This window comes from Mucilaginibacter dorajii, assembly GCF_024808255.1.
GTDB lineage: Bacteria > Bacteroidota > Bacteroidia > Sphingobacteriales > Sphingobacteriaceae > Mucilaginibacter > Mucilaginibacter dorajii.
On the sequence record NZ_JANTYS010000010.1, the window covers coordinates 17,618 to 42,149 of the forward strand.

Here is a 24,532-nt window from a genome sequence, read left to right on the forward strand (position 1 = left end):
ACTTTGTTGGTTGATTAACTGATGTGAAAAAACATTTTCAAATTTTCAAATCCGCAAATTTTCAAATTCCAAAAATCAGTGATCCCTCATAATGGCATGATCCATTTTATCGCGTTTGGTACGCAGGTAAAGTTCGTTGTGGGGGTTCGATGCTATTTCAATTGGTACAGTTTCAACTACCTCTAATCCGTAACCTATAAGGCCGGCACGTTTTTTAGGATTGTTGCTCATCAGGCGCATTTTTGAAATGCCAAGGCTACGCAAAATCTGGGCCCCGATGCCGTAATCACGCTGATCCATTTTAAAGCCTAATTTGATGTTAGCCTCTACAGTATCATAACCGTTTTCCTGCAGGTGATACGCTTTAAGCTTATTGATAAGCCCAATACCACGCCCCTCCTGGTTCATATAAACAACAACACCTTTACCCTCTTTGCTTATCATCTCCATAGCCTTATGCAACTGAGGGCCGCAATCGCACCTGCAGGAGCCAAAAATATCACCGGTAACACATGAACTGTGCACGCGTGTTAATACTGCTTCACCGGGCTCCCAGGTACCTTTTACAAGAGCTATATGATTTTCGCCGGTATCAAGCTGGGTATAGCCTATCATTTCAAAATCGCCCCATTGGGTTGGCATTTTTACTGATACTTCCTTTTTTACTAACGACTCTGTGCTTAAACGGTAAGCTATGAGGTCTTTTATAGAAACTATTTTAAGATCAAATTCTTTAGCCATCACCAGTAAATCTGGCAGGCGGGCCATATCGCCATCTTCCTTCATAATTTCGCAGATCACGCCGGCAGGCTCAAAACCGGCCAAAACAGCCAGATCAATTGCAGCTTCGGTATGGCCGGTTCTGCGCAAAACTCCGCCATCTTTAGCAATCAAAGGAAAAATATGTCCCGGTCTGCCCAAGTCTTCTGGTTTGGTGGTAGGATCAATAAGCGCTAAAGTTGTTTTTGAACGGTCGGTAGCCGAGATACCTGTTGTACAGCCGTGCCCCAGCAAATCAACAGAAACTGTAAAATTGGTTTCGTGCGATGTAGTGTTATGGCTTACCATGGGTTCCAGATCAAGCTCGCGCGCCCGATCTTTAGTTATAGGGGCACAAACCAGGCCGCGGCCATGGCGCACCATAAAATTTATAGCTTCGGGTGTGGCATTGCGTGCAGCGGTTAAAAAGTCACCTTCATTTTCACGATCTTCATCGTCAACCACAATGATCATTTTCCCTGCCTTTATATCGTCGATAGCTTCCTGTATAGTATTTAACATTGTATAGGTATTACGCAGGGCGAGTTTAAAAGGCTGCCATGCTTTATTAAAGTTTAAACAAATTTAAAGTATATCCAAATGATTCTGGTCGGCACTGTGTAAAATCATTGGGAGGTTATTGCAAAGGGGATGTATGTTACCGTGCCGCTTTACGCTTGAAAAACTTATTGAAAAACCGTTTATAAGAATCCATATCAAACAAAACCGAATCTGTAGCAGCCTTATAGGAAAGAAACAATCCTATAGGCAACAGCACGATGATGGCTATCCACATACCAAAAAAGGTAGGAACGTTACCCGCCTTAACAGACTTTTCGCCGATGGTTGATATAATGTGATAAATGAGAAAAAACACAACAGAAATTACCACCGGTAAGCCCAGGCCGCCTTTGCGTATAATAGCACCAAGCGGCGCCCCTATCAAAAACAGCACAATACAAGCGGCAGAAAGCGTGAATTTTTTTTGAGCTTGTGACGCATAACGCCTGATGGTCATGGAATCAAAATCATACTTATCGGTTCGGTTTTTTAAAACATCCCTGATAGACCGGATTTCAGACGACGCAGTTGAAAGCGCCATAATCTGGTTACTCAACGTCATGCTTTTTAGCACATCTTTATCAGCAGGGATATATTTAATTTTAGGGGGTTTGGTTGGCAGTGTAAAGTATTTGATATACGGCGTAAGCAACTTATAATTCATGTTTACGGCTGCATTAACTGCTTTCTCACTCGAATCCACAAAAAAGCGCAGCTGTTTTAAGTTCATCATTTCTGATGCCGATTTAAACTCGCTTTCGTCGGTACGGCTCAATTTAAATGCTGAGAGGTCAAACTTCGTTTCGGTTTCTTTAAAGCGATAACGGGTTAAACGCTGACGAATGTTATAACTATTATCGCCCCCTTTTGATTCGATATAACTAACCCCATCCTTCAATTTTAAAACCAGGAATTTATCGCCCATCGTACGAAACATCGTCCCCTCTTTGGCCATGGTTACCTCGGTGTTGCTTTGCTCGTCGTTTTTTTTGTAGATAGTGATATCATAAAGCCGCTGACCATCGGGGTCTTTCCGGTTTACCCTGATGGTATAACCCGGAAAACTCGAACTGAAAACACGCTCGGGCAGTAAATCGGCCGACTTTTGTTTACGGGCATCATATAAAAGCGAATAATACTTAAGGTTGGCGACCGGCAGCATAAAATCCGAGAAGAAGAACGCCGCGACACTTAATATCGATACGATAGCGATCATTGGATACATGGCCCTGCGTAAGGAGATACCGGCAGCCTTTATGGCAACCAACTCATAATTTTCGCCAAGGGCACCATACGTCATGATGGTAGAGAGCAGTACCGATAAAGGCAGCGCCATGGAAACATTCGTGGCCGAGTTATACAACATCAATTCCAAAATGGTATACCAGGCAAAGCCTTTACCAATAAGGTCATCAATATATTTAAACAAAAACAGCATCAGCAACACAAACATTACAATGAAAAGTGTTACTGCAAACGGGCGTATAAATGACTTAAGCAGCAGCAGGTGGATCTTTTTCATCGGGGCAATTCGTATTTATCAGCTTGAAAAACCGGCAGTTTGGCTACGGTTAGTTCATTAACGCAAAAGTAGTGTTTCGCGATACAAAATTAGCTAAAATAAAATTGGTGCTTAAGCGCCTAATACACTGATAAGGTAATCTATCTGGTTATCCCAAATAAGCCTGCGCTCGGGGATCAAATCTTCGGTAGCAAAATCGGTAATGGCCAGGGCAACATCATTGGTGAGTTCGTCCTGTAATATCTCCATTTCAAAATAGCATTGCGGCTCATCTTCCAGCCATTTAAAACGTACCAGTTTATTTTCTTTTACCAATACCAGTTTGGCTTTTTGAGGCTCTCCATCCCAGGTAAAGGTAAAAACCTGGTCACGAAAGCTCACATCATCGGCAAACCATTGCGCTAACCCGTTAGGCTCATTAAGGAAGGTGAACAGTATTCTTGGAGATGATTTTATCTCATACTCGATAGTAAATTTCTTTTTTTCGGACATTGAGGTTTATACTTGAAAGCGGGTTAAGCCGTAAATGTTAACATTTTTTCTAAAGAAAACGAATTTCTGCTATATTTGCAAACCTTTTTAAGGAAGCGCATTGTTTCAACAAACAGCGCAACGCTTTTAACAACCATAAAAACAGCGTTTTAAATTAAAAAGGGACGCCACGAAGCTTAAGGTGACTTAAGCAGAAAATAAGAAAGGTGGTCATTAAACAGGTTTTGGCGATCAAAACTTAAAATAAAAACGGCGGGGTAGCTCAGATGGTTAGAGCGTAGGATTCATAACCCTAAGGTCGGCAGTTCGATCCTGCTCCCCGCTACTTGAAGATGAAGCAGTTACAGTAAAATGTGACTGCTTTCGTTTTTTCTGGTCATACAGTGTTCATACTGGCACCTCGGTCTTCCCGCGCAGCCTTAAAACATTTGGGACAGAATCATAAAAAGGAGTTGTTTGAAGCCGAGTCTAATCCATAGCGGTTTTATGAACCGACTGACTTCTGACACGGCTTAAAGTTTCCCTGGAAACACCCAAATAAGAGGCGATCATGTGTAATGGAACCCGGTTAAAGATATCAGGAAACTTTTTGATAAAGTCATTATATTTTTCCTCGGTTGTATAACTAATCGCACCGATTATCCTGTTTTGAAAAGCATCGTAACTTTTTGCCAGGAGTATGTCGATATAATGCTTAAACTTTGGAATAGCTTCTAATAGCTGTATAAAATCCTGCTTGTCGATCAGAACAACTTCACAATTTTCCAGGACATCGATATTACATTTGGACGGACTCGCATTGTTATAACTTTCGCGGTCACTGATCCACCAGTTTTCAATGGCGAACCGGAGCATGTGTTCTGTTCCGTCATCTCCTACGGTATACATGCGGAGGCATCCTTTTTCAACAAAACAGTTATAGTGACATACATCACCTTCCTGCAGGATGTATTGCCTTCTTCGTAATTTCTTTTGAATGCTGACAGCCCGAATGGCCTCAATTTCTTCAGCATCCAAACCGGCTTTCTCCTGTAGATATTTTGTAAATGCTTCGAACATGATAGATCCCTATTAGACAAATTTATTTAAAATTTATGCTGATTGCACTTTCGCATTGTAAAAAGGTGAATAGGCGGCGGAATATTACTCCAAATTATCGTGACAATTATCACAAGTTTTTAATACCAAATGTCCTTGTCCGGACTGACTAACTTCTCTGAAGTTTGTGCTATAATTAATTCTATCATATCATGAGATTAAAAAATAAAATAGCCGTGATCAGCGGCGGAACAAGCGGCATCGGTCTTGCAATTGCCAAAAATTTTGTAGAAGAAGGTGCAGAAATATTCATTTTCGGGAGAAGACAGGATGCACTGGATGAAGCGGTGAAATTTATTGGTCACAATGTTACAGCCATCCAGGCTGATGCTTCAAAGCTAACAGACCTTGATCACGTCGCGGATATTGTGAGGAAAGCCAAGGGTAAAGTAGACGTTGTGGTATCCAATGCCGGGTTTACCGAACAGGTACCCCTGGCGGAAATTACAGAAGACCATTACGACCGCACGTTCGATCTGATGGCCAAGGGCCCCCTCTTCCTGACCCAAAAACTGCTTCCGTTAATGGAAAGCGGCGGTTCAGTAATCCTCGTTTCGTCGGCAATGCATTACATGGGACTTGCCAATCATTCCGCCTATGCGGGTGCTAAAGCTGCGTTAAGATCTTTTGTGCGCACCTGGGCGGCTGAATTTAAAGATAACGGTATCCGCGCCAATCTTTTAAGTCCGGGGCCATTTCCAACCGCAATTATGGAGGGCCAGGCAGAAACACCTGAGAAATTGGCAGAACTTCATTCCCATTACGCCAATTACGTTCCCATGCTCAGGCTCGGACGTGTCGAAGAAGCCGCATCTGCTGCGGTGTTTCTCGCTTCAGATGAAAGTTCTTTTATGACAGGATCTGATCTGGTTGTTGATGGCGGAATCAGCAATATCTAAAAGCGCTGACTGAGAATACAATAAAAGAGCCCGATATCCTACTGAAAGGCTGGATTATAAAAAAGAGGCTGTTCTTTTTACAATAGAGCAGCCTCCTATAATACCTTTTTTAAATCAATCTACTTTAATACTTGGCTACGCTTAACATAGTAGTTTAATGGTTAACAATAGAGATTTACGAATTCTCGATTAGTTTATCAATTCGGCTTAAACGCTCCAAATCTTCCACAAAACGGGTCGAAAATTTTTCACTCCCCGCTACTGAGACAGAAAACGGCCTTGAAATGCAAATTTCAAGGCCTCTGTTTTTTCTACAATTCCCTATTGGTCTAAAAATCAACACAATATCCAGTTCAATCCTGCTCCAGTACCTAAAGCAAGAACTTCCTTTAATGCAATCAACAAATGTATTGTAGGAACCTGTATTTCAATTAATTGACTTGCCCCTTCTACGTCTTTTAATAGTTCGATATTTTCATCAAAATCATCCTCCTTAAAGGTTTGTTCTATTGTCAATTTCGCTAAATGTCTCATTGCTGAAAGGATAGCTTTTGCTTGCTCCACAGTCACAATTGTTCCGTGTTTCTTCAGCATTTCGGCCGTTTCTTCCGGTGTATAAGGTCTTCTTTGCTTTGCCATAGGCTTAAAATTGAGTGCTAAATTCTATAAACTAAACAGGGAAACATGATCGTATAATCATCGTTTTAAATCAACCAGATCAAAACTAACTGTAGTGGATATTGTAGCCAAGCCCGATGAAGCAGCTAAACCCACCAATATGCTTTTTTTTAGTGAACAGGTAACGGAACCTATTTTTGTCCAGTTTTTACCATCAACGGAAGAATAACCGGAAAACTCATTTCCCCTTCGCTGTAAACGAAGCCAGTAGTACCCGGTTAGGCGGCCAAAGGTGACTACCGGTTCCGAAAGTTCCGGGCCTGTTACTATAGTTTTTACCTGATTATCAGGAGCTACCCGGGATAGCAGTTTAGTATACCAGTGTGGTGCCTCTATTTGCCCGGATGATTCGGGCTTGATGATACAAGCCACCTCCGGTACATTATCGGTCAATCCTTCACGTATAACCAGTCCAAAACTGGTAAACTGTGAGCTTATCTGCGGAATGTATCTGGCTGTAATTGTTCCATCGCCGCTCAAATTTGTATACGCAAATCTAAACTGATCCCGGATACCATTTAACCCAATTCCGCCGGTTATCAATGTAAACGCATGACCATCAAAGTACCCGACACCGTTTTGTCCGTCGTCATTTCCAATATTGGCCTGTTGCCAATTGGCTGGAAAACCAGTTGTGATGTTAACCGGATAAGCATTTGCACTCTCCCCCGATTTATTAGATGCAGAAACAGTATAATAATAGGTTCGATTATTCCCCGCTTTATAATCAAAGTATGTGGCATTGATAATGTTATTGGCTAAAATTGTATAAGGTCCATCTTTCCTATCTGATCTTTTGATGGTATAGTAATCCGCTCCGGTTGTGGCTACCCAGCTTATCGTGTTACCTTCTGTTGATGATGTTTGAGCTAATAAACCTGCCGGTGCAACGGGGATAGCGTTGATATCAAATCCGCTATCGGTGGCCGTAGTTCTTGAATAAAGCAGCGTACCAAACCCAACGTGATCGGCACCGGGAAGTCCCTGTTGTTCGGGTCTGATCTTTTCTGCAGCCTGCTGAGTATACGGGGCAGTTAAACCTACACGCTTAACGTAGTGATTGTAGATCTGTTCATATATCGCCCTAAGCCTTCCCCTGCCTTCTACCGATAGTTGTTGATGTAAATACTTGCCCGTCTTATCCAACTCTGGGACATACGGCACATCCTGCCCCAGGTTATATTCCGCTGTGTATTCAAATCCTTTTAGCAAACGGTTACCGGCATAGGCGTACAAGTTTAATCCCTGGTGCCAGGCCATTTCGGCACAATCGCCCAAATGAGCTATCCCCAGCTGCGTATGGCTTTGATCCCGACCACTTTCCTGACATTGCCCGGCCTCATTAATAATATAATTAAGCAGGCTACCGTTGCCAGCACCATTAATATAATAATGCAAAGCCCGTTCAAATATGGCACGGTCGTCACAAAAAACGCCAATCGCCATCATAGTTTTCATAGCAGCGGCATCCCAGTTACCATTAGCAAAGGGCGCAAAATCCTTGATAACCGGGTAGATGACTTCCCGAAAATGCTGCTCTGTATTTTCAATATCCGCTACCGACCAGCCCGAATGGGTATAACGTAGTATCTCCGCCGCGTTCACCATTTTAAACGGACCAAGCCCTGCCATCAAAACCGCGTCACGCCCGGTGATCGATTTTAACGTTGATGACCATGCGTTAACGATTTCGATAGCTTTATCTGCATACGCTTGCTTACCGGTAAGCGTCCACATCACTGCATTCTGATAAGCGGCATTAGCATCCGCATCATAAACACCCTGCCCTACAGTCGGGTTTCTGCCTACCATTTCCATAGGTCCTTGCATCTTATAGGAACTTTGTGATTGTGGATGCGCCTGAAACACCAGGAAACCACTATATATCGGTTCCTGTTTCTCTTTTACTGCTGTTTTCATCCGCTCTATATCCTGCTTGCTTTGCAGTAATCCCGGATGTATGAAGGATTGCGCTTTTACCTCACCAGGTAGGCAGATGAATAAAAAAAAGCATAGAAGCAAACACCCCCCTTTTATATAATTCATGATTTTTTTGTTGATATTCTATTTTATAAAATATTGATCCTTAAAACTACTTCGCTTTTGCTTTTTGATAAAGTGCGTATAAGCTTCCTGTATTACCTGGTGATATAAAACGTTTGTTCTATAGGCTCGGCAGACTGGTACAACGGTTTTGTTATTCTTCCCCATTGGTAGGCTACGATGTTCACTTTTACCGGGTATTTGCTTTTAGCCGGAATTGGGGTAAATTTAAGTACACCATTTTCTATATATGCAGGCCCCGAGACGATATAGTAATCCACTGGTAATCCCGAATCTGATGTGGCGCGTAAAGGAAGCTTGTTCACACCCGATTTCACATCTTGTAGCCGCGGAAATGTTATTTTTTGAGACTTACCAACAGTTAATCTGGATGATATGGTTATTTTACCAGGTTGTACCGCATGGCGATATTCCGCATTGCCGGCACTTTCTTCCTGTATCCAGAGTTCGCCCCCCATTCCCACCCGGTCAAACTGTAATTTAAACGACGAGCGGCTGGTTTGTATCGCAGGGCCGGCAATCACCCGAAAACTAATAGAGCCGGATGCATGCCCGAGCTTTTGGCCACCGCCAATAAGTTCCGGGGGCATTTCCGGTAAAAAACCTCCTTTTAGCTCAAAAGAAACACCGTCTTCTTCCGGTTCAAACTTCAAAGCAGCGTAACCCAATTTGGCCACGGGTAACAGCTGTCCATCCTGTATAAACGTTGGCATTTGCGTTTTTCGTTTTACACGATCACCTTCAAACTTCATTGCTGCCATTGCCGTTTCCTGATCAAAAAACCAATAGCCGGCGGCACTTCCACCGCTAAATGAGCTATAGGGGGCTGGCTTAAATTCGTCTTTTTCCATCCCACCTGTACCGGTTAACCACCCCGATGATTTATCAACCGGTTTTAAAGTGGTTTGCCCCGGTTCTGGCAAACGATACAGACATGCTTTGCGGATATACAATGCTATAAATTTTGCCAGATGGGCTGACCAATCGAAATGGCCGCCGCCTGCGTCTGTTACCACACCAACCAGGTTATTGTCATTGTGGGCGCGTAAGGCTAAAGCAGATTGCTTTACCACGGGCCAATAAAAATCACGGTCACCAGGTTTGGTTGCCGGATCGGGCACCCGGTATTGGGGCCACTCCGTGGTTTCTCCTACAACATAACAAAGCGGAATATCTTTAAATTTCAATGAATCAGGTAATGGTATCGTTTTTACAGGGACACAGGCAATAGTACGTGCGGGCAGTGCGTTGGCAAAGGTCCATGCAAAATGCCCATTGGCCGAGTGCCCCATGGGGATAACGGGAGCAGTTTTTAGCTCCGGGTACCCAGACTCCCTGGCCAAATCATCCATCATTTGCTGAAAAATAATTTCCATCCCCGGTTTCATATCAGCTGTAAAGTATTGATCACCCCTTTGGGCAGGACCAACCCAGATGACACCCAAACCTGTTTCTGCTGCTGTACGGCGTATTAAAGAATCCTCCAGCCAGTTACGTTCCAGTAAATTAGCCAGCGATATGATCACTCCTCTTACTTGTTTGCAATCAGGTGCAATCCATAGATAAGCACTGCGGGTGCCAACCTTTACGCTATACTGATAAACGTGATTTTCGGGATTATCCTGAGCTTTGCAGCTAACCGATACAAAAACAGTCAGTAAAAACAGGACAAGCTGACGGAGTAAAGAATGGGTCATTGTTATCATTTGTTAATCCAGAATACATGCTCAACTGGTTCTGCGGTCTGCAGCTTAGGTTCATTACTATTACCATATTGCCATGCTATTACTGTTACTTTTACCGGAAATTTGCTACGTGGCGGTATAGCGGTGAGATTTAAGCGGTCACCTATTATTTCTGCAGGGCCATCTTGTACATAAAAGCCAACAGGAACATGGGCGTCTGATGCTGCTTTCAGTTTTATCCCCTTTTTATTCGGGCGTTGATTAGATATTGCCGAAAAAGCGATATGTTGTTCTTTCCCTTGTGTATTCCGGGGCGGTATGGTCATTAAAGCCTGCTGCACAGCTGGTTTATACTCGTTATTGCCCGGGTGGCCGGCAGAAAACCACAATTCATAACTATGCGACGATTCATAGAACCCCTTTTGGGGATGCACCCGGAATGTGGAATCGTTGATTTTAACAAACGGACCAGTAATGCGGTCAACAGTGATAGGAGAATCACTTATAGCATGGCCTATGGGTAATCCAACTGGCATATGAGCCCAACCCATGGGTCTTGGACTGCCACCTGGAACCGTATCGTAGAAAGCAGTGTGTACCTTAAAAGTAACACCATCAGCCTCCGGTTCAAACCTCAGGTTAAATTGTTGGTGAACATTGCGCTGTTCCAATAATTTACCATGCTGCACATAGCCAATCAATTGTGCCTTTTGGTTACGGTACCGGGCGTGGTAAGCTGCCGTTGCGTTAGCCAATTCTTCATCAAAGTACCAGAAAGCCTGTGTCCTATCTCCCAGATATTGGTCAACTGTTGCAGGCTCTGCTACAGGAGCCTGATCAAAACGCCACTTATCAACCAGCCATCCTGTTTTTGTAGGATCAACAGGGATCAGTTTGATTGCCTGGTCACCAGGGGTATTTTTAGGCATCCGGTATTGAAGCACTTTTTTTAAGTAAAGTGCGATATAAACCGCTTTTGTGTCAGAAGTCGCAAAATGAAATTCTGCCGGGCAGGCAAGCATACTCAATGGCATTAGTGGATGGGCTTGTTTTTCTTTCAACCCTTCCGTCGACCACTTATCAGCTGCTTCATATTCGCCCATTGTTTCCAGACAAGGAATATAATCAATATTTCTGCTACCCCAGATATCCGGAGCAAAAGAAACGTGCCTGAAATAAGGCCATTGCCCGCTAACCGAGATTGTGGCCAAAGCCCTATCAGGATTCCAGGCTGCCATATAATAGGGATTACTTGCCGCCGCAGAATGCCCTATGCCAACAAAAGGAACATCATTGAGTTCGGAATATCCGGATACCTGGGCCAGCTCATTCATGATATTATTGAAAGTTTCGCCGGCACCCTTATCAAAATTAAACAAAAGATCATATGCCGGGCTTACCCATACTTCTGCAATGCCAAGTTTCCCCATCTCCTTTCTAAAACCCTGGTTTTCCAATATGGATTGTTCTTCCATATTGTTTTGCGCGAAGAGGAATGCTTTTACCTTTTTGCAATCCGGAGGAATCCACAAAAAAGCCCTTGCTTTCCCCGTATTTTCTTTGGCATTTTTTACTAACACCGACCATTGCCAAACCGCGTTCTGCGCAAAGCCAGTCGTGTTCCATAATAAAAAAATATGCAGTATGCCCAAGAAAATATACACCCGATACTTTTTCATTTTAAATAATGTGTCAAAGCTTATCAAATTATCCTTCAGCAACAGCAAAGTGCAATTTTCGTTAGACTCATGTGAAAACATATTCACCGTTGGTTAATCGTTATTTGAACCTGAATTACCTTGAGGAGTTGCTGCAGTTTGAATAAACCTGACGCCTTCCACGTGTTCACCAACCAATATATTGGCCATATCACCTGTTTTATAAAAACCAGGTTTGCCAGACATATTATCAGCAATTACCCTTCCGTTGATCTTAAGGTTTTCAAAAATCACATTCTTGATGCCCCGCGTTTCGTCGTACCCAGAAATGACCGAGAGGTTAGCTTTGTCCCCATTGTATGCAATATCTTTAAAATAGATATTTTCGATCCCTTTGCCCGGCGAGGTGTTATAGTAGCGATTATACATGACACGAATATTTACCAATTGCCCTTTTCGGATATCATCAACACGAATATTGTCGAAGGTGATATCTCTCAGTAAATTACTATCTCCTGCATTTAAAGCCATACAACCCTGGTAGTCAATTTGGTTTTCATGCTGGTCAAGAATATCCACATTGATGATTTTAATTTTCTCCAATGTATCGGGATGAGCCGTATCCCCATGGGTTCCGATAAGTACAGGGTGAGCAACATCGGCCCAAAGAGTAGAGTTTTGGACGATAACATTTCTTGTATTTCCGTAATATTCCCAGCGATGCCCGTATACGGCTACACAATCGTCAGAATTTCTCATATAAACCTGGTTGATAAGCACATCAGAGCTACAGAATACATCTATCCCATCGGCATTTCCTTCAGAACTAAACGACTTGACGTTATCAATGATTACCCCGGTTGACTGCCCGATAAGCACGCTGTATTTATGCGGCAGTACCGTGAGCCCGCTTATACTCACATTCTTAGCGTATTCGATGGTGATCTGATCGTTCCTTCCACGGTCTATCTTTTTAACAGCATCCGGAACCTGCTTATCCGCTGAGTTATTAATTAACGGTAATTGTGTTATTATACCATGGCCCATAACATGAACATTCTCTACCCTGCTGATCAGCAATTGTCCCTGTACAATAGCCCCGCCATCAATATAAACCGTTTTATTAGATGGGACTTTTAATATACCTATACGATGGTATCCCGGTCCGTAGTAAATCACATTCGAATCGGTCCTGGCCGGCTTTTTTGTTTCGATGGGGTTGGCAAACAACTGTAGGTTATGAAAAATATCATCGTTAACCTCAATGGAAATATTTCGGGCTGAGGTCAAATAAAAAACAATGGTATTTCCTATGATTTTGGGAGTAATTCCATAGATAGAGGGTCTTATTTTAGCATGCCGGATAGGCCCTTTTTGATAGCTAATAACTACTTCTACCTTACCTGAAAAATCAAAATAGCCAAAAGAGGATTGCTGTACTATATTGGTGGTACCGCTCACTTCTTTCACCGATGCAGAATAAACCGGCACTATCTGCCCCTTATATCCATCTTCTTTTACCATTATCTTAAAATCCTTGTTTAAAACAACTCCGTCGGGCGAATTATAGGTGATCAGTTCTGCGTTAGCGTAAAAACAAACAATAAAAATATTAAAAACAAACAGAAAGACTTTCTTCATTACTTGATGATGTAAATGATAAACTTTACTAATTACGGCAAGCGGTTAATTGCCTCTTTTTTTTACGTTGGCCAAATTGCTTTGAAAAAAAAACAATAAAGGGTGGTTGTGGGGTCAAATAAGGGGGATACATTATATAAAACAAATCTATTTACCATAAACTTTTGGTTAAGATGAAATCCAAACATAAAAATCAGGTGTTGATAAATTATCTTACCTATAGCCGATAATATGGTGAAAGAGAAATACTAATGTTTATTTCTTGAGTAAGAAATGCTGGTGTTTAAATTGTCTTTATTGATAAATGTTTTTCTGTATTTGCGGATGAAATCCGACGGATTCATTTCAAATAACCTGTTAAACTGCTCGCGAAAATATTTTATATCCTGAAATCCAATCTTGAATGCGATCTCCTTGATTTGCAAATCGGTTTGGATCATTAATTCAGCCCCTTTTCTCAGCCTGATATACCTGATAAACTCTGTACTGGACAAGCCTGAGATTGATTTGATCTTCCTGAATAGTTTTGATCTGCTCATCCCTATTTCATCAGTAAATGCCTTTAAGGAAAAGCTTTCATCTTCTAAATGGCTCTCAATGATACAGATACACCTGGCAAGAAACTCGCTGTATTCGGCGGGAATTTTGAGGCTGTTGTTCTTAAGCGTTATCTCATTAAAGAAATAATTTTTAAGGGTGCTCCGGCCTTTTAACATGCTTTTAATACGCGCAATCAGCAGGTCGCTTTCAAATGGCTTGGTAATATAATCATCGGCCCCGCATTCTATGCCTTTGAGTTTGATCTCGGGCGACGAACTGCCAGTTAATAATATAATAGGAATATGGCTAAACGAGGGCGATTCCTTCATCTTTGAACAAAACTCCACACCGTTTACACCATTCATGACCACATCGCAAACAATAATGTCCGGCTCACACTCCAACACGTTTTTAAAACCCGCTTCTGTATTCCCGGCCTCATGAATAATAAATTCGTCCTGCAATAACTGCCGGATATAACGTCGCACTTCCACATCATCGTCAATCAACAAAATGACAGGTTTTTTATTAACTACATCATTCATAATACCGTCAATATGCGCGGTAGACGACATCAAATAACTATCACCCATTTCAATCGGCTCTGTAATCAACTCCTGTATCAGTGGATACGTAATTTTACTTTGGTCCTCCTGTTCTTTCTGCGTATCATTAAACAAATGCGCGCTTATTTTAGGTAAGCATATTTTGAATGTGGTACCCTTTCCTAATACACTGGTGTAGGATAATTTACCATGATGTAGTTCTAAATAGGTTTTGGCCAAAAAAAGGCCGATTCCAAATCCGCTTTCTTTTATCTTATCCGTGTCCTGGTTTAGCCGGTAAAACTTTTCGAATAATTTTTCACCGGTATCCTCTGCAATCCCGTAACCGGTATCCTTTACCAATATTTCAATAAATTCATCGCCTTTGTCTACCCGAATACTAATGGAGCCATAATCAGGTGTGTATTTTATAGCGTTGGATAAGAGATTAAACAACACTATTTCGAGTTTTTCCCTATCTGCATAAACCTTGATATTGTTGTCATGACACAAGAACTGATAATCAATTTTTTTTGCTTTCACCTGGTTGTTAAAACAAAGGAAAACTTCATAACAAACATCTTTTAGATTGAGTACAGCAGGATTCAGATCAGCTACCTCTTTTTCAGAGCTCCGGAATAGTAACAACTGATCCACCAAACTCAGCAAACGGCGTGAATTGCGATACACCGCGCTGATGTCTATTAAATCAATGTTGGTTCCGTTGCTGTGTAACAGGTCTTTGATCGGATTAACAATAAGCGTAAGTGGGGTTCTCAGTTCATGAGATATATTGGTAAAAAACGCGATTTTCTTTTCATTCAGCTCCTTCACAAACTTCACTTCATATCGCAATTGGGTTTGCTTTTTTTGATAAAAAAGATACCCATAAATTGCCCCTCCAATACCCATTAAGTACAAGCCATAGGCCCACCAGGCCCTATACCAGGGCGGCAGAACATGTATACTCAACGAGATTTGTTCCGACATCCAGCGCCCTTCGGCATTGGTACATTTTACCCTGAATGTGTAATTTCCTTCGTCAAGGTGGGTATAATTAGCAGAGCGTACATGTTCGGAATAAGTCCAGCCATGATCCCAGCCTTCCATATAGTAAGCATATTTAATTTTATCCGGAGCAGTATACTCTAACGCGGTAAAATCAAAAGCGAAGACGGCTTTATCATAAGGTACTTCTATTTTTTTAATGACATCGCCAGAAATATTCCGCACCCAATCTGCATTTTTCTCTAAAGCGAGGTTATTCACAGTTATTCCTGACAATACCAGTTTAGGCGTGGTGTTAATGTCAGTAACCTTCTCAGGATCGAAAATATTAATACCCTCTATGCCACCAAATACAAGTTCGCCGGTGCGCAAAACAGCCTTGGAATTGTAATGAAACTGGTTACTTTGCAATCCATCGCTTTTATAGTAATTCTTAAAAGTTTTGGTACGCGGGTTAAACTTAGATAAGCCATTAAATGTACTTAACCAAAGGTCCCCGTTCTTGTCTTCCAGTATATTCAATACAGAGTTATTACATAAACCATCTTCGGTAGTATAGCGCGCAACAATTGCAGATTTGGCACGGTCAAACAACACCAGCCCCCCGCCCTCTGTTCCTATCCAGAAATTATGTTTACCATCTTCGTAGATGTTGCGTACATAGTACCCCAATTCAAAAAACCGGTGTTTTTTATTTTTTCTGTCTATTTGAACTAACTGAGTAAGCGTACCTGCCCATAGCCTTCCCTCATCATCGGGCGTAAGGCTCCACAGATCTGAAAGACTGGTATCAAATGCGATAAAACGGTTTTTCTTTTTATCGAAGGTGTATAGAGCGCCGTTAATGCCATCCCCTTTTAATGTTCCAACCCAAATATGCTTGTCCTGGCCCTGGCACATGGTTGATACAACCTTGTTTTCGGTATTGGATAGCGGGTTTATGCATTGATAACGTTCAAAAGCATGTGTTGATCTGTTATACCTATTCACCCCGTTAAAAAAAGTACCTGCCCAGATATTTTTCTCATCATCGCTGATGATATTAGTCACAAAATTGTCGCTAAGCGAACTCGTGTTTCCCGTTTCATTTTTAAGCTGACTGTAAGTATTCGATTTCCGGTTCCATACGGTGATACCTGCCCCCTCCGTACCTATCCACAGGTTGTCATCAACATCCTCGTAAAGCGCGTACATTGCTCTTTTAGGTAATGAACGTTGATCTGCAGGGTCATGGCTAAGCGTTTTAAATCGCCCCTTTTGCGGGTCAATTACATTTACCCCACCGTTAAGAATACCAATCCAAAACCGGTTGTCTTTATCCTGGTATATGGTATAGGCGGCATCATTTGAAAGCGAACTATTCCCATTCTCTGTTCTTAAATAGCTAACCTTTTGATTTAAAGTATTGTAAATATTTATCCCACCACCATTGATGGTCATCCACAACTGCCCTCTGTTGTCCAGTATCATGTCTGATACTTTACTAAAGGTCAGTTTTCCCTTACCCTGATCAAGCACTTTGGTTGTTATTCTCAATTTGTCCTGGTAAAAAAACAAGCCCTCACCTGTACCAATCCATACATTACCATCCCTATCAGGTTCAATACAATAAGCATTCCTGACCGAAGAACTAACAATAATCAGTTTACTATGATCATTGCTGAGCATACAAAGCCCAACTTGCGGTATAAATACCCATATCCTTCCCTTACTATCTTGTTTTATAGCCTGAACATCATAATCCCATAACTGGGTTTTCCCATTACTAATGGGGATTTCCACGGCCGATTGTACTGATTTGTCTTTAAAAAGCAGGCCTATGCCCAGTGTTCCAAGCAACATATTGCCCTTTTGATCTGGCTTAATAACCCTAACCCCAACAGTTATCTGTTTGCTTTGGTTACTATACCTGGAGATATAACTAACCGTTGAAAATTTACCAGAAAGGTTATTGTATACAGATACACCTCCGTGGGTACCTATCCACATATTGGATTGCTCATCCTCGGCTATAGAAAATATGTAATTATTGATCAGTGAACCGGTATCTTTGAATTTATTCCTGAAAATCTTAAAACTGTACCCATCGTATCTATTGAGACCATCATAAGTCCCGAACCATAAAAAACCCTTGTGATCCTGGTAAATACACCTAACGGAGTTATTAGATAAACCCTGGTCGATACCGATATATGACAATGGCTGGCACTCCGCCATCGTTACGCAGCATAATAAAAGAAAAGAAAACAGGATTAAAAGCTTGTTACATTTCATTTTCTACAAAATGACTGTTCTTTGTACACTTAATTGGTTAACACAAATATCCGTGAATAATTTTAACATTTTAGCTCAGAGCCTGTTTAAATTTCTTTGAAGAATATTTTATATGATCTATGAGGCAAATATTCAGCGCTCAATCAGTCAGGTATTTGAATGCGCCTAAATTATGCGATACATCAGTTTTGTGTTAACCATGTTAAAATACAAAACATTGATTATTAGATAATTATCATATATTTTATCTAAAATATGTTAAGTTATGTTAACCCTATTAGATATGTTTGCCCTTACCACACTTTCATTTAAAAGCTATAACAACCGCGTAAAAGCAGTCATTATAGCTTTACCTGCTGTTACCAGCCGGGATTTTGGACAAGTTTTGGATTTAAAGAAATTTGCTGTGCCGGTATAGGATAAAGGTAATTCTTTTCGCTAAACTGCCTTGCCGTTTGATCGGTGATCAGACAGCCGTTGGCATCTTTTGGATTAGTAGGTGCAGGATTTATAGGATCGGGCCCAAGCTGCGCCTGCGTACCTGTATATTTAATACCCAATGGCCAGGGGCTTATAAATTGGGGCAAATTTCCATAAGCTGTACCGCCTATATTGCTCACCAGGTCAATAGCAGCACTGTGCCAGCGCTTGATATCATCTAACCTGAAATCTTCATCAAATAGTTCAACAGCACGTTCCCGCCTGATCTCGGTTCTCATATCCAGGCCATTTAACCCGGCAAAGCTATTACTTAACAGCGGCATGGTACTATTTACCCGCAAACGAACCAGGTTTAATGATTTATTCAAATCGCCATCACTGATGATGCCATTACGTTCATAAACCGCTTCTGCATAATTCAACAATACCTCTGCATACCTGATAACCGGATAATCCTCCGATTCAAATTTATCGGCTACAGGCCGCTCAGAAACCCATTTTTGGCCTCCATAGCCAGCAGGTCTTACCACTTGTTCGGCGGTTGCACGGTCGGCGGCATCATTTGTCCAGTTAACCCTGCCATTAAGCAAGCCAAACCAGTAGTATTGATAAGGCACTCTCAGTGTATAACGCATCCGGCTTTCCCGGTTCTGGTATTCTGAGTTGTAGGTTTGATATCCCTGGAATAATGGCGACTTTTCTACAGGCAGGCCATCGGTACATAAAAACATATTGGCAAACTTCCTGTTTACCCCTGTACCATTATGCGCCGAGCGGCTAATGTTTACACCCGCTACTTTAATTACATCATCATAACGGCTTGCCAGGATATATTCGTGATTGGCTGCTTTAGTGATACCTGCGGGATTGGATTTAGGGTTCTCCAGGATAAACATATATTTTTGGGCCGAATCGCCTAAGATGGTACTGTTGCCTCCCAATGCATTAGATGCAGGTGTGCCGAACAGGGCATATTGATTACTGGCTATAACCGCATTTGATGCAGCGATGGCCTTATCGAGTAATCCATTAAATCTTGTAGCATCCCCGCTTCTGAATTTTTGCCAGGTACCTTCATAAAGACACACCCTTGATAAAAAAGATTGCGCCGCCATCTGCGTAACCCGGCCATAGTCGGCAGAATTAGCAGCGATAGATACCGGCAAAGCGGGTATAGCAGCCTGGAGATCACTAATAATTAAATCGGCCACCGCGTCGCGGGTTGCCCTTGCTCCATATAATTCTGGCGATGTGGGGTCAAGTAAGGTGGTTACAATTGGTACGCCGCCATATTGTTGCAACAGATCAAAATAAACATATGCCCTGAAAAACTTGGCCTCGGCCACAAATTGCGCAATATCGGCCTGGTTTGCATAGGATGTGGCTTTTGTAAGCAGGTAATTGGTTGCCCGGATCCTGGCATAATCTGTTGTCCAGTTACCGGCATTACCCTGACCGGCCTCGGTAGCTGGTACACTATTGGTGCCCGCGCCAAAGCTTCCGCCACCACCCGTTAAATCAGACCGGCCATCAGAGTGGGGCGCGTCGGTAACCCCAAGCAACGTTGTAAAGTTTTTAAGGTAGCCATAATACTGATTGGCAAATGTTTTATAATCGGCAGGTGTTTTAAAATAAGCCACATCAGAGAGCTGATCAAGAGGCTTTAAATTCAGGGCCTTATTACAGCCATACTGGCTAACGGTAATTAGCGTAGCTATCAGTACCAATATATATTTTTTGCTATTCTTTTTCATTGTTGTTGATAATTAAAGTTAGAAAGTAACATTAGCGCCAAGGGTTATATACCTGTAAAAAGGAAATCTTTCATTACCACTAACCGTTCTTGTTACTTCGGGGTCCCACCCGTCATGAATTTTTGTTAGCTCCCATAAATCACTTCCCGAAAAGTAGACGCGAAGTCCTTTGATCGCGCGACTTTTTTCGAGCCATTGTTTAGGTATAGTGTATCCTAACACCAGGTTTTTTAGGCGTATGTAAGCCCCATTTTCAACAGACCAGGAAGATATCTGGAAATTATAAGCATTGATACCGTTATTCTGGGCTGAATGGAGGTTAGGGTAATAAGCATCCGGTGTGCTTGGCGACCACGTATTACCTACATATTCATCACTTTGTCCCTGGTAGATGGACTTGTAAGGGATTCGCATATTTCCTGATCTGAAGATTGTTCTTTTGGCAACTCCCTGAAAAATGGTGTAAAAATCAAACCCCTTCCATTGCAAGCCCAGGTTTAAACCAAAGCTATACCTTGGATCGTTGCTGCCCAGGTACACCAGGTCGCCAGGATTAGTGGTGCTGGTTCCTATGCTTAATTTGCCATCGCCATTCACATCTTTAAAAGTATTATCGCCGGGGCGAAGACCGGAAACCTGGCCAGCAGGATTGGCTAAAGGACTTGGAACAGGTAAACTTATATTATTGGTACTGCCCGCGGGCGCATATTTGGCGTTATAAGCATCTACCTGTGCCTGGGTTTGCAAACGGCCGTCATATTTCAATCCAAAATAGGAATTGAGCGGGTATCCCTCTACAGTTGGATTAAAGCCGGCACTCAGTACATTTGCTCCTCCGTAATGAACCAGTTTATTCTGGTTATCCGTTATTGTTCCGCTAACGCTATAGGAAACACTGCCAATTTTTGACTTCCAGGTAAGGCTGCCTTCATAACCCCATGATTTCAGATCGCCGATATTAGAAGCCGGGGCGCCGGCACCTAAAACAGCGGGATAGGTTTGCCCCAGCAACATGTTGGTGTTTTCATTTCTGTAAACGTCAAAACTACCCGTCAAGTGATTATTCAGAAAACCAAAATCCAAACCTATATTTTTCTTTTTTACAGTTTCCCACGTTCTGTTTAAAGATACCAGGTTACCTGATGTTGTCACTGTAGTTGCTGTACCCGACCCAAGTAAAGCCCCGGTTGAATTAACTGCTAACGACTGAATATAATCATATAACCCTATGCCGCCCTGGTTACCTGTTGTTCCGTAAGAAACACGCAGTTTCAGCTCGTCAACCACTTTTTGGTTTTTCATAAAACCTTCGTCAATAATTCGCCAGCCACCTTGTATACCACCAAAAAACTTCCACCTGTTTTCTGCAATAAATTTAGATGATCCATCATATCTTCCTATCGCCTCCAATAGGTATTTACCGCTGTAGGAGTAAGTTGCCCTGCCAAAATATGAAGCTAACGCGTAATGGTTCTGGGTTTCTCCATTGGTTACGTAACCTGCGGTTCCATTAGTTAAACCAAGTCCTAATGACGGAATAGCATCATTACTCAGGTTATATGTCCTGGTTACAAATGAATTAAACTCATCCCTTTCATATGAGCTACCAACCATCACCCCTACATCATGTAACTTATTAAAGGTATTATTATATGCTACCCTACCATTCAGGTTGTAATAAGGCTCGGTGGTATTCATTCTTTGGTACCAGGTATTATTAACATTGTTATTTCCGCCGGCCGATGGTAAGGTTTGTACCAGGATGTTACCAGCGTAATTATAATACTGAATCTGCTTTTGCTGTATGCGGCTGTCCTGAGACCAGGTGTTGTAGCCGGCCACACCTGTAAAGGTTAAATGTTTGGCAAAGTTATAGGTAAGGGTACTGTTAAGAAGCGCCCTGGTGTTAACCTCCAGGTTAGAGCCGCCATCCCTATCTGCAGCAGCCGCGCTAAAAACGGTTCCCCAGGCATAAGGTTGCCCTTTTGAAGTAAAGGCCGGTAAGCCCGGTTGCGCATATTCACTAAGCGAACTATACCCGTTATAGCTATACAGCGATGGTTGTTGTATATTGTTTCTTTCTAACGATATATTGGTTTCTAACTTAACCTTATCACTAAAGGTATAGTCATTATTAAACCGCAAATTGTATCGCTGGTTGCCGTTGGTGCCCCACCGCAGTTGGCTTCCGTCATTTAAATACCCTAATGATACCCGGTATCCCTCTTTTTCGGTCCTGCCAGAAAAACTTAAGTTATGTTGGGTCGAGGTTGCATTCTGCCACAAAATTTTTTGCTGGTTGGTGTCAAAAAAGGTAAAATCTTTAACATCTCCAAAAGCCGGTAGCGGCACACCGTCATATAATACCCCGTTGGCAGAACCGGCATACCCCGGCAGTTTGGTGATATCAATATAGCCGGAAGCAGGTGGGTTAGCCGCCAACGCTGCTAATTGGTACCATAGGTAACTGGTGGGTGCTACACCATAATTATCGTTGGTTAATGCCTGCATCAATCCTTCGCCCCATTGTTTATCATTAATGAGTTTTGGTTGTAAACCAAGTATCTTCCTGGAAACAGAACCATCGTATTGAACAACCATTTTACCAGACTTTGCTTTTTTAGTAGTTATCAGCACAACGCCATACGCGGCTCTTGAACCATAAATAGATGCTGCAGCATCTTTTAAAACTGAAATGCTTTCTATATCGTCTGGATTTATAGAGTTTAACGCGGCATTACTGGTAGTGTAACTGTTATTAGGATCGGGCTGAAAATTACTTGATAAGGGTACTCCATCTAATATAATAAGCGGGTCTTGCCCGTTAGTGGATGTTGCTCCCCTGATCTGGAAATTCCAGTTTTCCCTTCCTGGTTGCGCCGAGCTGCGTGTTACAATCACCCCTGGAATTTGCCCCTGTAAAGATGCCAGCGGGTTATTGATTGGCCCCCTGTCTTCAAAAACTTTAGATGATACTGTTGCAACAGCTCCTGTTAATGTAGCCTTTCGCTGTGTGCCATAACCAACCACAACCACCTCACTTAGGTTGCTGCTGTTGGCGGCTAAACTAATGATTATGGGGTTGTCCGTATCAACTACCACCTCTTTAGTCAGATAACCGATATAGCTGATTTGCAAAATTGCTCCGGGTGCTGCTTTAAGTTTAAAAGCCCCTGTTACATCGCTTACTGTACCGGTTTGGGTTCCTTTAATTTTTATAGTTGCCCCGATAATGGTTTCGTGGGTTTTGGCGTCAATCAGTTTTCCGTTTACTGTACCGTTTTGCGCCATGGAGTTAAGGCAGAACAGTAAGGAAAGAAAAAGCGTGATTGCCGCAGCTTTGTACTTTGATAGCAAAGTAAAATTTTCCATCATAAATTGGTTTAAATTAAAAATTGGTTACTAAATTGATTTATTGACAAATACGCAAGGCGTTAATATCAATGGTTGTTTATAATTGGCTGCTAATGTATAGTGTAGAAAAAAAATAAAAAGGGGTGTAGGGGGTCAAACAGCGGGGGGTAAATCAATAAAAACACCTCCTCTTCCATCAAATTGCCGGATAATGGCTATTTGACCGGGCTTTTTACAAAAAATCAATTTGGCAAGCCTTTTATAAGGAAGAAAGAGCGTTTGGCTTTTAAATATCTGTTTGCTCAGAACTTATTTTTAACCAGTCTTTTAACCCAGGAATCGTTGTTTATTTTTATTTGGGGTAATGAAGAATCCCTGATTATGAGTGATGTGGGAATAACCACCGTTTTAATGTTTTTTTTGATTTTAGGGCCCGAAATACTTTTTAACATCAAATGAATTACCTGTTCTGATATCTCCTTAATTGGCTGAACTATGGCAGTAATAGATGGCGTAAATAGTTTAAAAAGATAATGGTCATCAAACACTACAATTCCTATATCACCAGGAATAGAGCGCTTTAAAAGCTTTAATGTTTCCAACCCGCTTTCGGCAAGGTAATTGGTGGCAAAAAAAAGCGCGTCAATATCCTTATTGGCAACCAGAAAATCCCGGATTTCCTGTATACAATTTTCCCTTTTATCATGATAGGCTATTTTTTTTAATAAGTATGGCTTTTTTGCTTCATCTAACGCTTTCATATACCCTAACTTCCGGTCAAGCATTTGTGTCTGATCGGATAGCAAGGTGATCATTGCAATATTATTATAGCCGTTATCCATTAAATGTTTAACAGCTTTATAACTACTTTCAAAGTTATTTACTACAACACTGCTAATTTCTAACCCCGGTAAAGTGCGGTCAAATAACAGCACAAAGAAACCGTCATCCGTTAACTCCTTTAACTCCGGTTCAATGCCTGGAGGAGGTGCAATAATGTAACCATCTACATGCCTGATACGATACAACTCTATCAAATCTTTTGCTTTTTGCGTATCATTTTCTGTGCTGCTGTAAAGTATCTTGTACCCTTTTTTATAGGCAATTTCTTCCATCATGCGGGCAATGGCAGAAAAAAACGGATCCGATATATCTTCTACCAACATTCCTATCATTTTTGTTTTACCGGTACGTAAACCCTGTGCAAAATGGTTAGGCTGATAGCCAATTTCATCAATGTAGGCCAACACTCTTCTCTCTAAACCTGCACTTATATTTTTTTCACGTGCCTTGCCATTGATAACAAAGGATACCGAGGTTTTTGATATACCCAGTTCTTTAGCAATGTCATTAATAGTGATTTTCCGTTTCATCATTAAATTAGTGGGGCGTCAGACACTCTGAATGAGCAACCGATATATAAAAAAGCTGAACACCGGGGTAATATCGTTTTAGCTAAATTATACAGCACCCATAAAAAAGGTATTTGAGGGGGTTGGGAGATTCAGTATAACTTCCATGGTTTTACAACGATTTAATTAATTCGGTAAACCTGTGCA

14 protein-coding genes and 1 tRNA gene are annotated in these 24,532 nt (G+C 41.8%); 2 read left to right on the plus strand and 13 right to left on the minus strand.

The annotated features are described in order from the left end of the window. Positions 1-75 precede the first annotated feature (75 nt). The 3 genes from FHS10_RS14990 to FHS10_RS15000 form a co-directional block, all read right to left on the minus strand. Entirely contained in the window at positions 76-1,281 is a 1,206-nt protein-coding gene (locus FHS10_RS14990; RefSeq protein WP_259091780.1) for a bifunctional 3,4-dihydroxy-2-butanone-4-phosphate synthase/GTP cyclohydrolase II, read from the minus strand. Positions 1,282-1,417: 136 nt separating this feature from the next. Continuing rightward, complete coding sequence (locus FHS10_RS14995) at positions 1,418-2,842, minus strand: LptF/LptG family permease (protein ID WP_259091781.1); 1,425 nt, start codon at positions 2,840-2,842, stop codon at positions 1,418-1,420. A gap of 111 nt (positions 2,843-2,953) precedes the next feature. Continuing rightward, a complete protein-coding gene (locus tag FHS10_RS15000) occupies positions 2,954-3,334 on the minus strand; it encodes an START-like domain-containing protein (RefSeq protein WP_259091782.1) in 381 nt (126 codons plus the stop codon). A 251-nt stretch (positions 3,335-3,585) separates the two neighbouring features. Between FHS10_RS15000 and FHS10_RS15005 the strand changes: the two genes are divergently transcribed. Further along, positions 3,586-3,659 (plus strand) — tRNA-Met (locus tag FHS10_RS15005). A gap of 143 nt (positions 3,660-3,802) precedes the next feature. Here FHS10_RS15005 and FHS10_RS15010 read toward each other — a convergent pair. After that, positions 3,803-4,393 carry a Crp/Fnr family transcriptional regulator gene (locus FHS10_RS15010; protein ID WP_259091784.1) on the minus strand — a complete coding sequence of 197 codons (591 nt, stop codon included), beginning with the start codon at positions 4,391-4,393 and terminating at the stop codon, positions 3,803-3,805. Between the two features lie 191 nt (positions 4,394-4,584). On the opposite strand from FHS10_RS15010, the gene FHS10_RS15015 reads away from it, so the two are divergent. Continuing rightward, positions 4,585-5,331, plus strand: coding sequence for an SDR family NAD(P)-dependent oxidoreductase (locus FHS10_RS15015; RefSeq protein ID WP_259091785.1), 747 nt, complete (start codon positions 4,585-4,587; stop codon positions 5,329-5,331). A 336-nt stretch (positions 5,332-5,667) separates the two neighbouring features. On the opposite strand, the gene FHS10_RS15020 is transcribed toward FHS10_RS15015, so the two are convergent. The 9 genes from FHS10_RS15020 to FHS10_RS15060 form a co-directional block, all read right to left on the minus strand. Then, positions 5,668-5,970, minus strand: coding sequence for a hypothetical protein (locus tag FHS10_RS15020; protein WP_259091787.1), 303 nt, complete (start codon positions 5,968-5,970; stop codon positions 5,668-5,670). A 57-nt stretch (positions 5,971-6,027) separates the two neighbouring features. Continuing rightward, positions 6,028-7,929, minus strand: coding sequence for an alginate lyase family protein (locus tag FHS10_RS15025; protein WP_259091789.1), 1,902 nt, complete (start codon positions 7,927-7,929; stop codon positions 6,028-6,030). Between the two features lie 218 nt (positions 7,930-8,147). Further along, positions 8,148-9,770 (minus strand): alpha/beta hydrolase family protein, encoded by a 1,623-nt coding sequence (locus tag FHS10_RS15030; protein WP_259091790.1) that lies wholly within the window; start codon positions 9,768-9,770, stop codon positions 8,148-8,150. Between the two features lie 5 nt (positions 9,771-9,775). Then, positions 9,776-11,437, minus strand: coding sequence for a hypothetical protein (locus tag FHS10_RS15035; RefSeq protein WP_259091792.1), 1,662 nt, complete (start codon positions 11,435-11,437; stop codon positions 9,776-9,778). A gap of 93 nt (positions 11,438-11,530) precedes the next feature. Next, on the minus strand, positions 11,531-13,057 hold the full coding sequence (locus FHS10_RS15040) for a glycosyl hydrolase family 28 protein (protein WP_259091794.1): 1,527 nt from the start codon (positions 13,055-13,057) through the stop codon (positions 11,531-11,533). 248 nt (positions 13,058-13,305) lie between these two features. After that, positions 13,306-17,367 carry a hybrid sensor histidine kinase/response regulator gene (locus tag FHS10_RS15045; protein WP_259091797.1) on the minus strand — a complete coding sequence of 1,354 codons (4,062 nt, stop codon included), beginning with the start codon at positions 17,365-17,367 and terminating at the stop codon, positions 13,306-13,308. A gap of 416 nt (positions 17,368-17,783) precedes the next feature. Beyond that, the gene (locus FHS10_RS15050) at positions 17,784-19,619 is read right to left on the minus strand and encodes a RagB/SusD family nutrient uptake outer membrane protein (protein ID WP_259091798.1); all 1,836 of its coding nucleotides are present in this window, start codon (positions 19,617-19,619) and stop codon (positions 17,784-17,786) included. Between the two features lie 18 nt (positions 19,620-19,637). Continuing rightward, the gene (locus tag FHS10_RS15055; RefSeq protein WP_259091800.1) at positions 19,638-22,994 is read right to left on the minus strand and encodes a SusC/RagA family TonB-linked outer membrane protein; all 3,357 of its coding nucleotides are present in this window, start codon (positions 22,992-22,994) and stop codon (positions 19,638-19,640) included. Between the two features lie 281 nt (positions 22,995-23,275). After that, on the minus strand, positions 23,276-24,349 hold the full coding sequence (locus FHS10_RS15060; RefSeq protein ID WP_259091802.1) for a LacI family DNA-binding transcriptional regulator: 1,074 nt from the start codon (positions 24,347-24,349) through the stop codon (positions 23,276-23,278). Between the last annotated feature and the right edge of the window lie 183 nt (positions 24,350-24,532).

What these genes read in the sequence shown, in the direction of transcription:
- FHS10_RS14990 (WP_259091780.1), bottom strand. Translation starts at nt 1,281, where the DNA reads ATGTTAAATACTATACAGGAAGCTATCGACGATATAAAGGCAGGGAAA.
- FHS10_RS14995 (WP_259091781.1), bottom strand. Translation starts at nt 2,842, where the DNA reads ATGAAAAAGATCCACCTGCTGCTGCTTAAGTCATTTATACGCCCGTTT.
- FHS10_RS15000 (WP_259091782.1), bottom strand. Translation starts at nt 3,334, where the DNA reads ATGTCCGAAAAAAAGAAATTTACTATCGAGTATGAGATAAAATCATCT.
- FHS10_RS15010 (WP_259091784.1), bottom strand. Translation starts at nt 4,393, where the DNA reads ATGTTCGAAGCATTTACAAAATATCTACAGGAGAAAGCCGGTTTGGAT.
- FHS10_RS15015 (WP_259091785.1), top strand. Translation starts at nt 4,585, where the DNA reads ATGAGATTAAAAAATAAAATAGCCGTGATCAGCGGCGGAACAAGCGGC.
- FHS10_RS15020 (WP_259091787.1), bottom strand. Translation starts at nt 5,970, where the DNA reads ATGGCAAAGCAAAGAAGACCTTATACACCGGAAGAAACGGCCGAAATG.
- FHS10_RS15025 (WP_259091789.1), bottom strand. Translation starts at nt 7,929, where the DNA reads ATGAAAACAGCAGTAAAAGAGAAACAGGAACCGATATATAGTGGTTTC.
- FHS10_RS15030 (WP_259091790.1), bottom strand. Translation starts at nt 9,770, where the DNA reads ATGACCCATTCTTTACTCCGTCAGCTTGTCCTGTTTTTACTGACTGTT.
- FHS10_RS15035 (WP_259091792.1), bottom strand. Translation starts at nt 11,437, where the DNA reads ATGAAAAAGTATCGGGTGTATATTTTCTTGGGCATACTGCATATTTTT.
- FHS10_RS15040 (WP_259091794.1), bottom strand. Translation starts at nt 13,057, where the DNA reads ATGAAGAAAGTCTTTCTGTTTGTTTTTAATATTTTTATTGTTTGTTTT.
- FHS10_RS15045 (WP_259091797.1), bottom strand. Translation starts at nt 17,367, where the DNA reads ATGGCGGAGTGCCAGCCATTGTCATATATCGGTATCGACCAGGGTTTA.
- FHS10_RS15050 (WP_259091798.1), bottom strand. Translation starts at nt 19,619, where the DNA reads ATGAAAAAGAATAGCAAAAAATATATATTGGTACTGATAGCTACGCTA.
- FHS10_RS15055 (WP_259091800.1), bottom strand. Translation starts at nt 22,994, where the DNA reads ATGATGGAAAATTTTACTTTGCTATCAAAGTACAAAGCTGCGGCAATC.
- FHS10_RS15060 (WP_259091802.1), bottom strand. Translation starts at nt 24,349, where the DNA reads ATGATGAAACGGAAAATCACTATTAATGACATTGCTAAAGAACTGGGT.